Raw genomic sequence first — 12011 nt, 5'->3', positions numbered from 1 at the left:
GCGGGCGGGCCGAATGAACGTTCATACGCAGAAGTCGCTGATTGCCGGCCCGGTCGGGCAGATCGAAATCGCGGTCGACCTGCCGGATGCCGTGCGCGAAGGCGGCGCCGCGCCGCGCGGCATCGCGCTCGTCGCGCATCCGCATCCGCTGTTCGGCGGCACGATGGACAACAAGGTCGCGCAAACGCTCGCGCGCACGCTGGTCCAGCTCGGCTACGTGGTGTACCGGTCGAACTTCCGCGGTGTCGGCGCGACCGAGGGCGTGCACGACAACGGCATCGGCGAGGCCGACGACCTGCTGGCCGTGCTCGCGCATATGCGCGCGCAGCCCGCCTATGCGGACCTGCCGCTCGTGCTCGCGGGCTTCTCGTTCGGCACCTTCGTGCTGTCGCATGTCGCGAAGCGCTTGCGCGACGCGGGCGAGACGATCGAGCGGATGGTGTTCGTCGGCACGGCCGCGAGCCGCTGGCAGGTCGCCGACGTGCCCGAGAACACGCTCGTGATCCACGGCGAGACCGACGACACGGTGCCGATCGGCTCGGTCTACGACTGGGCGCGGCCGCAGGAGCTGCCGGTCGTCGTGATTCCCGGTGCCGAGCATTTCCTGCATCGCAAGCTGCACGTGCTGAAGCGCATCATCGTCGACGCGTGGCGTTGATCCGCTGAGCCCGGCATGCGGCGCGGTTGCCGCAGGGCCGCGATGTGGGCGCTCGCGCGACATCGCACCGCAGCGTGTCACGGCACGACCGCACATGCGCACGCCGGCGCGGCGCAACCCCGCTTGCACGGCGCCTGCGCACACCTTTCGCGCGGCTTCGAGCACGATCGTCCGCAGCGAAGCCGCGCTATCCTCGCGAAGCCTGTGTGTTGCCGGCCGACCCATGGTTCGCGAAAACGCCGTTCGCGGCCACGTATAATGGCCGCATTTCGCGTCGCCCGCGGCCCGGCCGGGCCCATGCGGCGCTCGTTTCGCCGCCTGTCCGCCCGCTCGCGACGGCCGCGAACCGAACGCGTCCGCACGAGTCCAACCGGCGCGTTTCGCGCCGTCCGACGCAGTCGGGCGAACGCCGGAACGCTCGCCGCCTTGCCGTTCAACCCCTGCGCGTTTCGCGCCGCACTTTCTGCCACCAGCCTGAATCGATCATGCGTCTGTCTTCCCAAGGCCTCAAGTCCCTCGCTTCTTCCATCGCCTTCGGCACCGCCGCGCGCAACGTCGCGCTGGGCGTGATGCTGCCCGTCGCACTCGCGTCGACGATCGTCGTCGCCGAGGCGAAGCCGGCCGCCAAGGCCAAGACCGCGCATGCCGCGCCGGCCGCCGCCGCCGAGCAGTCCACCGGCGCGCCCGCGACCTTCATGCCGGGCGCGGTGCCGCCGCCGGGCGTGAACGCGCGCTCGTGGGTGCTCGTCGATGCGACGAGCAACACCGTGCTCGCATCGGGCAACGCCGACGAACGCGTCGAGCCCGCGTCGCTGACGAAGCTGATGACGGCCTACCTGGTGTTCGAGGCGCTCGACAAGAAGAAGATCTCGATGGAGCAGATCGTCACGCCGAGCGAAGCGGTGCGCCGCGTCGGCCGCGACGAGTCGCGCATGTTCATCGAGGCGAACAAGCCGGTGTCCGTGCACGACCTCGTGTACGGGATGATCATCCAGTCGGGCAACGACGCCGCGATCGCGCTGGCCGAACTCGTCGGCGGCAGCGAAGGGCAGTTCGTCACGATGATGAACGACGAGGCCGCGCGCCTCGGCATGAAGGGCACGCACTTCGCCGACGTGAACGGCATGCCCGACCCGAACCACTACACGACGGCCGGCGACCTCGCGAAGCTGTCCGCGCACCTGATCCGCGATTTTCCGCAGTACTACGGCATCTTCTCGGAGAAGGAATTCAAGTACAACAACATCCGCCAGGGTAACCGCAACCGCCTGCTGTGGCTGGATCCGACGGTCGACGGCCTGAAGACGGGCCACACGCAAGCGGCGGGCTATTGCCTGATCGCGTCGTCCAAGCGCGCGATCCCGGGTGTCGACAGCCAGCGCCGTCTCGTGTCGGTGATGATGGGCGAGCAGAAGGAAAGCGACCGCACGCAGGACAGCATGAAGATGCTGAACTACGGCTATAGCGCGTTCGACGCGGTGCGCCTGTTCAAGGGCGGCCAGGCGATGTCGACGCCGCGCATCTACAAGGGCAAGGAAAACACCGTTCAGGTCGGCGTGAAGGGCGACCAGTGGGTGACCGTGCCGCGCGGCCTGGGCGACAAGGTCAAGCCGGAAGTCGACGTCAACGCGCCGCTGATCGCGCCGCTCGCGGAAGGCCAGCAGGTCGGCACCGTGAAGATCGTCGCCGACGGCAAGACGCTGTCGGAGTTCCCGGTCGTCGCGCTGCAGGCCGTGCCGGAAGCGGGTATCTTCGGACGTATCTGGGACTCGATCCTGCTGATGTTCAGCAAGAAGAAGTAAGCACGACGGGCCTTTGTTTTCACGACTTCATCCCCATCTGGTACATCCATGAGCCAAGCCGAATTCGAACCGATCGTCTACCTCAGCGTGTCGTCGCAGGAGGAACTGGTGCCGCTGTCGCAAGCCCGCGTGCCGGTGCTCGACCGCGGGTTCATCTTCGGCGATGGCGTGTATGAAGTCGTCCCCGTTTATGCGCACGACGGCGCGCACGTGCCGTTCCGGATCGACCAGCATCTGGAGCGGCTCGCGCGCAGCCTGAAGAAAATCGGCATCGACGATCCGCATGACGCGGCCGGCTGGCGCGCGCTGATCGAGCGCGTGGTCGCCGCGAACGCGCAAGGCCTCGGCGACGGCAATGCGCTCGTCTACCTGCAGGTCACGCGCGGCGTCGCCAAACGCGGCCACGCGTTCCCGGCGAACACGGTGCCGACGGTGTTCGCGATGGCGAGCCCGCTGCGCCTGCCGTCGGCCGACGAGCGCGCGCAGGGCGTGCGCTGCGTGACGGCCGAGGATCGCCGCTGGCTGCATTGCGACATCAAGTCGATTTCGTTGCTCGGTAACGTGTTGATGGCGCAGCATGCGGCCGAACGCGATGCGTTCGAGACGATCCAGCTGCGCGACGACAACGTGACCGAAGGGTCGTCGTCGAACGTGTGGATCGTGAAGAACGGCGAGCTGATGGCGCCGCCGCGCAGCAACAGGATCCTCGAGGGGATTCGCTACGCGCTGGTCGAGCAGCTGGCCGAGGAGTGCGGCATTCGGTTCGTCGCGCGCGAGATCAGCGAGGTCGAATTGCGCTCGGCGGACGAGATCATGATCACGTCGGCGACCAAGGAGATCCTGCCCGTGACGTCGCTCGACGACCTGCCCGTGCAAGGCGGCAAGCCGGGCCCGGTGTTCGCGGCGTTGTACGACGCGTACCAGCGTGCGAAGGCACGCGAGTTTGAAAAGTTTGACCTAACCCGGAGAAAGTGATGAGCGAACCGACCAAAACCATCGAGGTTACCGGCGCAATCGATGCCAGGAAGGAGTCGCTGCTGGAGTTTCCGTGCGATTTCCCGATCAAGATCATGGGCAAGGCGCACCCGGAGTTCAAGGATACGATCTTCAAGGTCGTGGCCGTCCATGACAACGAGATCGACGTCGAGAAGATCGAGGAGCGTGCATCGAGCGGCGGCAACTACACCGGCCTCACGATCACCGTGCGCGCGACGAGCCAGGAACAGCTCGACAACATCTACCGCGCACTGACCGGCCATCCGATGGTCAAGGTCGTGCTCTGAGCGCCGTTTTCCATCCTCCTTCCCGCGCGCACTCGGCGGGGGTCTTCCCCGCCGCGCGCCGCGCGTCCAGTTCGTCGCACAGCAGCTTGTATTCGGCGACTTCCTGAAGCAGCCAGGTTCTGAACGCCTGCACGCGCGGGGTGTTCACGAGCGGCGGCGGACACACGAAAAAATAGTGCCACGGGCTTTGCCCGTCGATGTCGAACAGGCGCACGAGGCGCCCGTCCAGCAGGTCGTGCACCGCGAGCGAGCGGCGCACCAGCGCGATGCCCTGGCCGTCGATCGCGGCCAGCAGCAGGTTCGACGAATCCTGGTACAGAATTCCCCGTTTCGGCTCGGTCAGCGTATCGAGCCCGGCCGCGTCGAACCACGGCCGCCACAGCTCGTCGTCCGAGCGCAGCAGGTTGTAATGCACGAGATCGGCGGGCGTTTGCGGCAGCTTGCCGCCGTTCAGTGTCGGCGAGCATGCCGGAAAGAACACCTCCTCGAACAACGGCTCGACGTGCAGCCCCGGATAGTGGCCGGAGCCGAAGCGGATCGCGAGGTCGACGTCGTCGCGCGCGAAATCGGTGAGCGAGTTGGTCGACTGCAGCTCGACGTCGATTTCCGGATGCCGCTCGATGAACGTGCCGATGCGCGGCGTGATGAAGCGCGCCGCGAACGACGACAGCATCGACACCACCAGCCGCCGGCCGCGGTCGCTTGCGCGCACGTCGCGCGTCGCATCGGCGATCACCATCAGCGCGGTGCGGACCTGCTGCGCGTAGCGCATGCCGGCGTCGGTCAGGCACAGCCGCTTGCCGTTGCGCGTGAACAGCTGCACGCCGAGCTCCTCCTCGAGCGCGCGAACCTGGTGGCTGACCGCGCCGTGCGTGACGTACAGCTCGTCGGCGGCGCGGGAGAAATTCTCGTGGCGGGCGGCGGCTTCGAACGCACGGATCGCGTTCAGCGCGGGCAGCTGGCGGAGGTCCATTTGCTAATTTTCCTCACATCGACGTGAAAAATGGTCGTTTGGTCGAGCCCCTTCAAATGACTACGATTGTAGCCATCGAAGCATTTATTGGCGGAGTCGATCATGCAAGAAATTTCTTCAAGCATCACGTTCGAAATCCCTCCCGGCGAAACCGTGCCGATGAAGGTGCAACGCAGCACGCGTCTGACGGTGCAATGCGGGCCGGTGTGGGCGACGCGCAGCAACGACGTCGAGGACTACTTCCTGGTCGACGGCGAGACGCTGCGGCTGCGCCGTGGCGAGCGGCTGTGGTTGAGCGCGGAAAGCGGGCAGGGCGCGCAGGTGGCGTTCTCGGTGTCGCGGCCGGCCGGCGAGGTTGCGCGCGGCGCGCTCGCACGGCTGCGTCACCGCGTGAACGCACTGTTCCACGACGGCTGGCGCACCGTCTGACGCGCCTTTCCTCCGACGGATGCGCGCGATCCGTCCCCTTCTGAAGCCGGCGAGACGCATGGGTTTTCGGTAAACTACCGGCCATGTCCGTCTCGCCGGTTGCCATCGTGTCCACGCCTGTCGCTGTTTCCGAATCGCCCGCCGGGTCTCCGGTTCAGCCCGTCGTGCCGGTCACCGTGCGCTGGCGGGGCAGCGAGGCGTACGAGACGAGCTTCGACGCGATGCGCGCGTTCACCGACACGCGCACGGCCGACACCGGCGACGAAATCTGGGTCGTCGAGCATCCGCCCGTCTACACGCTCGGCCAGGCCGGCGACCCGGCCCACCTGCTGGTGGCCGACAGCGGCGTGCCGCTCGTGAAGGTCGACCGCGGCGGACAAATCACCTACCACGGCCCCGGCCAGATCGTCGTCTATTTGCTGCTGGACCTGCGCCGGCGCAAGCTGATGGTGCGCACGCTCGTGACGAAGATCGAGGAGGCCGTGATCGAAACCCTCGCGGCGTATAATCTCGCTTCGGTCCGCAAGGCGGGCGCGCCGGGAATCTACGTGGCATCCGGCGTGCACGAAGGCGCGAAGATCGCGGCCCTCGGCCTGAAGATCCGCAACGGCTGCAGCTATCACGGGCTGAGCCTGAACGTGAAGATGGATCTGCGCCCGTTTCTCGCGATCAACCCGTGCGGCTATGCCGGACTGGAAACCGTCGACATGGCGAGCCTCGAGGTTGCCGCCGACTGGAACGACGTCGCCCACACGCTGGTGGGGCGTCTGATCGCCAACCTCGACGGCGAATCCGCGGCCGCCGACAAGCCGCAGGCACTGGAACATTCGAATGACTGACGTTACCGCTTCCCCCGCACCGGCCGATTCGGCCGCGACCCCTGCCTACGATCCGACCGCCAAGCAGAAGGCGCAGGCGAAGACGGCGCGCATCCCGATCAAGGTCATTCCGATCGAGAAGCTGAAGAAGCCGGAATGGATCCGCGTGAAGGCGGCCACCGGCAGCTCGCGCTTCAACGAGATCAAGACGATCCTGCGCGAGCACAACCTGCACACCGTGTGCGAGGAAGCGAGCTGCCCGAACATCGGCGAATGCTTCGGCAAGGGCACGGCGACGTTCATGATCATGGGCGACAAGTGCACGCGCCGCTGCCCGTTCTGCGACGTCGGCCACGGCCGTCCCGATCCGCTCGACGCGGATGAACCGAAGAACCTCGCGCGCACGATCGCAGCACTCAAGCTCAAGTACGTGGTGATCACGAGCGTCGACCGCGACGACCTGCGCGACGGCGGCGCGGCTCACTTCGTCGAGTGCATCCGCGAAGTGCGCGAGCAATCGCCGGAAACGCGCATCGAGATCCTGACGCCGGACTTCCGCGGCCGTCTCGACCGCGCGATCTCGATCCTGAACGCGGCGCCGCCCGACGTGATGAACCACAACCTCGAAACGGTGCCGCGCCTGTACAAGGAAGCGCGCCCGGGTTCGGACTACGCGCACTCGCTGAAGCTGCTGAAGGACTTCAAGGCGCTGCATCCGGACGTCGCGACGAAGTCGGGCCTGATGGTCGGCCTCGGCGAGACCGAAGAGGAAATCCTGCAGGTGATGCGCGACCTGCGCGCGCACGACGTCGACATGCTGACGATCGGCCAGTATCTGCAGCCGTCGGAGCACCACCTGCCGGTGCGCGCTTACGTGCATCCGGACACGTTCAAGATGTACGAGGAAGAAGCGTACAAGATGGGCTTTACGCACGCGGCCGTCGGCGCGATGGTGCGTTCGAGCTATCACGCCGATCTGCAGGCGCATGGGGCGGGGGTGGTCTGAGCGCCATTGGCCTGCTCCGCAGAAGCCTTGCAGTCGAAAAAAGCCCGCAGCGATGCGGGCTTTTTCGTTGGCGCGGCCGCCGAGCACGCGTTCGCACGACATTCGCCACCCGACCGGACGTCCGATCCAGTCGAACGTGAAAAGCAAAGCTGGAGCGGCATCGATAGCTTCGCAGGATAAGTTCGCTCCCGCCGCGCGCAAAGCCCGTAAAGTCGGCTCTCCCGCAGCAATGCACGCATTCGAAGGAGAGCCGCATGTCCCGTTTCAGCCTCGTGGGCCGCGCCGCAGTCGCGCTGGCCGCCTTTGCCGTACTCGGCGCGGCGCACGCCGAATCGCGCGAAGTCGTGATCGCGTACCAGGACATGGTCGTGCCGTGGCGCTATGCGCAGGCGAGCGGTGAAGTCGAAAAAGCCACCGGCTACAAGGTCACGTTCCGCAAGCTCGACAGCGGCGCCGACGTGATCCGCGCGCTTGCGTCGGGCTCCGTGCAGCTCGGCGAGGCAGGCTCCAGCCCGATCGCGGCCGGCCTGTCGCAGGGGCTCGACATCTCGCTGTTCTGGGTGCTCGACAACATCAACGACGCCGAGGCGCTCGTCGCGCGCAACGGCTCGGGCGTGACGAGCGTCGCCGCGCTCAAGGGCAGGAAGATCGGCGTGCCGTTCGTGTCGACGTCGCATTTCCATACGCTCGTCGCGCTGCAGGCCGCCGGCGTGAATCCGAACGACGTGAAGATCGTCAACCTGCGCCCGCCCGAGGTCGCGGCCGCGTGGACGCGCGGCGACATCGACGCGACCTATATCTGGGATCCGGTACTCGCGAAGGTCAAGCAGTCGGGCACCGTGCTGACGACGTCGGGGCAGGTCGCGAAGGAAAGCGGCAAGGCCACGTTCGACGGTTTCGTCGTGAGCCGCAAGTTCGCGCGTGCCAACCCCGAATTCGTCGAGCGCTTCGTGAAGGTGCTGGCGGCCGCCGATGCGGATTATCGCGCGCATGCGGCGGCGTGGAAGGTCGGCTCGCCGCAGGTCGCGGCGGTGGCGAAGGTGTCCGGCGCGAACGCGCAGGACGTGCCGGCCAGCCTCGCGCTCTACGCATTCCCGACGCCGGCCGAGCAGGCATCGCCGACGTGGCTCGGCGGCGGCGCGCAATCGGGCGCCGCGAAGTCGCTCGCGGCCACGGCCACGTTCCTCAAATCGCAAGGCACGATCCAGACGGTGCTGTCCGACTACTCGGTCGGCGTCGATCCGCAGTTCGTGCAGAAGGCCGCGCGCTGAGCGCCGCGCATCACGCCACTCACCCCGGAGCATTCGATCATGAGCACGCTGGAGGTTCGTCAGGTATCGGTCGCCTATCCGGGCGAACGCGGCAGGCCGACGACGCAGGCGCTCGCGCGCGTCGACCTGCGCATCGATTCCGGTGAATTTGTCGTCGCGCTCGGCGCGTCGGGTTGCGGGAAGACGACGCTGCTCAATTGCATGGCTGGCTTCGTCGCGCCGACGACGGGCGACGTGCGCGTCGACGGCGTGCCGGTCACGGGCCCCGGCGCCGATCGCGGCGTCGTATTCCAGAAATATGCGTTGCTGCCGTGGCTCGACGTGCTCGACAACGTCGCGCTCGGGCTGCGCTTCGCGCGCGTGTCGAAGCCCGAGCGCGAAGCGCGCGCGATGGAGATGCTCGCGCTCGTCGGCCTCGAGCGCCATGCGCACGCGCGCGTGTACGAACTGTCGGGCGGGATGCAGCAGCGCGTCGGCATCGCGCGTGCGCTCGCGAGCGATCCGCGCGTGCTGCTGATGGACGAGCCGATGGGCGCGCTCGACGCGATGACGCGCGGCACGATGCAGGCGCTGGTGCTCGATGTGTGGGCACGCACAGGCAAGACGGTGTTCTTCATCACGCACGACGTCGAGGAGGCGCTGTTCCTCGCGACGCGTCTCGTCGTGATGACGCCCGGCCCCGGCCGCATCGCGGAAACCTTCGAGCTGCCGTTCGCGCGGCGCTACGTCGAATCGCGCGATGCGCGCGCGGTGAAGTCGGCGCCGGAATTCATCGCATGGCGCGAGCGGCTGATCGCGTATCTGCATCGCGACGACGCGATCGGGCAGGCGGCGTGATGCACGAGTTCGCGCGGCACGGCGCGTCCGTCGGGCGCGGCCGGATCAGTACTTTGCACAGGCAGGACGACATGAGCACGCAGGATTCCTGGCCGGCCGATCGAGCGGTCGCGCCATTCGCGCAGGACGAGCGCAGCACGCCAGGGCAGCGCGCGGTGCGGGCGCCACGCGCATCGCATCGCTACCGGTTGCCCGGGCAGGGGCGGGCGGCCGCGCTCAGCGCGGCGACGGTCGCGGCGCTGGCCGTGCTGTGGTGGGTCGCGACGCATCTGCAGTGGCTGCCGCCGCTATTCCTGCCCACGCCGGAAGCGGTGTGGGCCGCGTTCGTCGACGCATGGCACGGCCGGATCCAGGGCGGCCTGCCGTTGTCCGACCATCTGTTGTGGAGCGCCGCGCGCGTGTTCGGCGCGTTCGTGTTCGCCACCGCGATCGGCGTGCCGACGGGCATCCTGATGGGCGTGAGCCGCATCGCGCGCGGCGTGCTCGATCCGCTGCTGGAGTTCTACCGGCCGCTGCCGCCGCTCGCGTACCTGCCGCTCGTGGTGATCTGGTTCGGCATCGACGAGACGGCGAAGCTGGTCGTGATCTTTCTCGCGTGCTTCGCGCCGATCGCGATGGCCGCCCGCGCGGGCGTGCGCGCGGCGACGGTCGAGCAGATCAACGCCGCATATTCGCTCGGCGGCAGCTTCGCGCAGATCGTGCGCCACGTCGTGCTGCCGGCCGCGCTGCCGGAAATCCTCACCGGCCTGCGGATCGCGATCGGCTTCGGCTGGACGACGCTCGTCGCGGCCGAGATGGTCGCCGCGACGGCCGGCCTCGGGCAGATGGTGCTCAATGCGTCGAGCTTCCTGCGCACGGATATCGTCGTGATGGGCATCCTGATCATCGGCGCGATCGCGTGGCTGTTCGATCTCGCGATGCGATGGGTCGAGCGGCGGGTGGTGCCGTGGAAAGGGCGCGGGTGACGCGAACGCAGGCGGCGCACGCGCCGCCCGTTCCCGCCGGCCTCAATCGCCCATCGCGATCCCTTCGCGCCGCGGGTCCGCGCCGCCGAACCACACCGTCTGCCCCTGCACGTTCAGCCGCTGGATGCCCTGCAGGCCCGAGTTCATCTCGACGACCTGCACGTCGTGCCCGCGCCCCTTGAGCCCGTCGACGAGCGCATCCGACACGCGCCCGCGCTCGAGCTGCGTCGGCCCGTTCATCGATCCGAAGTTCGGCAGCGCGATCGCCTGCTGCATCGTCATCCCCCAGTCCATCACGCCGATCAGCGTCTTCGCGACGTGGTTGATGATCGCGGGGCCGCCGGCCGAGCCGACGATCATCGTCACCTGTTTCGTCTTCTTGTCGAACACGAGTTCGGGCGACATCGACGAGCGCGGCCGCTTGCCCGGCTGCACGCGGTTCGCGACGGGCCGGCCGTTCTCGCTCGCCGCGAACGAGAAATCGGTGAGCTGGTTGTTCAGCATGAAACCGCGCACCATCAGCCGCGAGCCGAACGCGTCTTCGACGCTGGTCGTCATCGACAGCGCCTGGCCGTAGCGGTCGACGATCGCGATATCGGACGTCGACGGCAATTCGGGGCTGCGGTCGTCGGCCAGCGCGAGCGTCGCGCCCTGCGGCGTGCCTGCCTGCGCGACGCCCATGCTCGTGTCGCCGATCAGGCGCGCGCGCTGAGCGAGATAGGTCTTGTCGGCAAGGCTCGCCCAGCTGCCGCCCGGCAACGGCACGAAATCCGGATCGGCGACGTAGCGCGCGCGATCGGCGAACGCAAGGCGCCCGGCCTCGCTGAACAGGTGCGCGGCAAACGGCGTCGGCTCGTAGCCGAGCTCGTTGCGTACCGGCTTCTGCGCGCCGATCTGCTGCCAGTCGGGCATCGCCTCGAGAATGCCGAGCATCTGCGCGATCGCGAGACCGCCCGACGACGGCGGCGGCATTCCGCACACCACCGAGCGCCGGTAGTCGGTGCACAGCGGCGCACGCACCTTCGCCTTGTAGCGCGCGAGATCCTGCAGCGACAGCAGGCCCGGGTTGGTCGGATGCTTGCGCACCTTGGCGACGATGTCGCGCGCGATCGCGCCGGTGTAGAACGCATTCGCGCCGCGCTCGGCGACCTGGCGCAGCACGGTCGCGAGCGCGGGGTTCTTCAGCACCGTGCCGGCCGCCTTCGGCGTGCCGTCCTTGTTGTAGAAATACGCGCGCGCGGCCGCATCGTTCATCAGGTACTTGTCGTTCGCGATCAGCATCGCGAGGCGCGGGCTGATCGTGAAGCCGTGCTCGGCGAGCCGGATCGCGGGCTGGAACAGCCGGCGCCACGGCAGCTTGCCGTGCGCCCGGTGCGCGGCCTCGAGCATGCGCAGCACGCCCGGCGTGCCGACCGAACGGCCGCCGACGACGCCTTCGTAGAAGCCCATCGGCTGGCCGGTCGGGCCGTAGAACAGGCGCTCGGTCGCGGCGGCCGGCGCGGTCTCGCGGCCGTCGTATGCCTGCGTCGTCTTGCCGTCGGAGTACAGCATGAACGCGCCGCCGCCGAGCCCGGACGATTGCGGCTCGACGAGCGCCAGCACCATCTGCGTCGCGATCGCCGCATCGATCGCGGTGCCGCCGGCCTTCAGCATGTCGTAGCCGGCCTGCGTCGCGAGCGGGTTCGCGGCCGCGATCATGAAATGCTGCGAGGTCCAGCCCGGCTTGTCGGTCCAGCCTGACGACCGCTCGGGCGCGTGAACGCCGGGCAGCGGCACAGCGGCGCCCGACGCGGCGGCCACCGGAACGACGGCGCCCGACGGCGCGGACGGGGACGTGCAGCCCGCACCGAACGCGGCGAACGTGACGAGCGCGGCGAGCGCGAGCGTGGCGGCGAGCGTCCGGGGACGCGAATGCGGACGGATCCGGTCGAACATTGAAACCCTCGGCAACAGTGAATTCGAAGGAGGC

Annotated in this window: 12 protein-coding genes; 10 read left to right on the top strand and 2 right to left on the bottom strand. The window is 68.1% G+C overall.

The window, feature by feature from the left end:
• Positions 1 to 13: 13 nt before the first annotated feature.
• The 4 genes from WS51_RS24830 (at position 14) to WS51_RS24815 (ending at position 3743) form a co-directional block, all read left to right on the top strand.
• On the top strand, positions 14 to 658 hold the full coding sequence (locus WS51_RS24830; RefSeq protein WP_059451543.1) for an alpha/beta hydrolase: 645 nt from the start codon (positions 14 to 16) through the stop codon (positions 656 to 658).
• Positions 659 to 1143: 485 nt separating this feature from the next.
• On the top strand, positions 1144 to 2460 hold the full coding sequence (locus tag WS51_RS24825) for a D-alanyl-D-alanine carboxypeptidase family protein (protein WP_069229889.1): 1317 nt from the start codon (positions 1144 to 1146) through the stop codon (positions 2458 to 2460).
• A gap of 48 nt (positions 2461 to 2508) precedes the next feature.
• Positions 2509 to 3435 carry a D-amino acid aminotransferase gene (locus WS51_RS24820; protein ID WP_069229888.1) on the top strand — a complete coding sequence of 309 codons (927 nt, stop codon included), beginning with the start codon at positions 2509 to 2511 and terminating at the stop codon, positions 3433 to 3435.
• Positions 3435 to 3743, top strand: coding sequence for an HP0495 family protein (locus WS51_RS24815; protein WP_059451540.1), 309 nt, complete (start codon positions 3435 to 3437; stop codon positions 3741 to 3743). Before WS51_RS24820 ends, WS51_RS24815 begins: the two co-directional genes overlap by 1 nt.
• On the opposite strand, the gene WS51_RS24810 is transcribed toward WS51_RS24815, so the two are convergent.
• On the bottom strand, positions 3727 to 4716 hold the full coding sequence (locus WS51_RS24810) for a transcriptional regulator GcvA (RefSeq protein ID WP_059451539.1): 990 nt from the start codon (positions 4714 to 4716) through the stop codon (positions 3727 to 3729). The genes WS51_RS24815 and WS51_RS24810 overlap by 17 nt on opposite strands.
• A 102-nt stretch (positions 4717 to 4818) precedes the next feature.
• On the opposite strand from WS51_RS24810, the gene WS51_RS24805 reads away from it, so the two are divergent.
• The 6 genes from WS51_RS24805 (at position 4819) to WS51_RS24780 (ending at position 10042) form a co-directional block, all read left to right on the top strand.
• Positions 4819 to 5145 (top strand): DUF2917 domain-containing protein, encoded by a 327-nt coding sequence (locus WS51_RS24805; protein WP_059451612.1) that lies wholly within the window; start codon positions 4819 to 4821, stop codon positions 5143 to 5145.
• A gap of 83 nt (positions 5146 to 5228) precedes the next feature.
• Positions 5229 to 5984 (top strand): lipoyl(octanoyl) transferase LipB, encoded by a 756-nt coding sequence (lipB, locus tag WS51_RS24800; protein ID WP_059507820.1) that lies wholly within the window; start codon positions 5229 to 5231, stop codon positions 5982 to 5984.
• Entirely contained in the window at positions 5977 to 6969 is a 993-nt protein-coding gene (gene lipA / locus WS51_RS24795) for a lipoyl synthase (protein WP_059451537.1), read from the top strand. Before lipB ends, lipA begins: the two co-directional genes overlap by 8 nt.
• A gap of 254 nt (positions 6970 to 7223) precedes the next feature.
• On the top strand, positions 7224 to 8240 hold the full coding sequence (tauA, locus tag WS51_RS24790) for a taurine ABC transporter substrate-binding protein (RefSeq protein ID WP_059544926.1): 1017 nt from the start codon (positions 7224 to 7226) through the stop codon (positions 8238 to 8240).
• 39 nt (positions 8241 to 8279) lie between these two features.
• Positions 8280 to 9077 carry a taurine ABC transporter ATP-binding protein gene (locus WS51_RS24785; RefSeq protein ID WP_059979721.1) on the top strand — a complete coding sequence of 266 codons (798 nt, stop codon included), beginning with the start codon at positions 8280 to 8282 and terminating at the stop codon, positions 9075 to 9077.
• Complete coding sequence (locus WS51_RS24780) at positions 9077 to 10042, top strand: ABC transporter permease subunit (RefSeq protein WP_069229887.1); 966 nt, start codon at positions 9077 to 9079, stop codon at positions 10040 to 10042. The genes WS51_RS24785 and WS51_RS24780 overlap by 1 nt, the downstream gene beginning before the upstream one ends.
• Positions 10043 to 10084: 42 nt before the next feature.
• Here WS51_RS24780 and ggt read toward each other — a convergent pair whose 3' ends face one another.
• The gene (gene ggt, locus WS51_RS24775) at positions 10085 to 11977 is read right to left on the bottom strand and encodes a gamma-glutamyltransferase (protein WP_059544932.1); all 1893 of its coding nucleotides are present in this window, start codon (positions 11975 to 11977) and stop codon (positions 10085 to 10087) included.
• Positions 11978 to 12011 lie beyond the last annotated feature (34 nt).

The sequence above is a fragment of the Burkholderia territorii genome (assembly GCF_001718335.1).
GTDB lineage: Bacteria > Pseudomonadota > Gammaproteobacteria > Burkholderiales > Burkholderiaceae > Burkholderia > Burkholderia territorii.
Note: the sequence above shows the minus strand (reverse complement) of the source record. Positions and strands in the feature narration are given on the sequence as shown.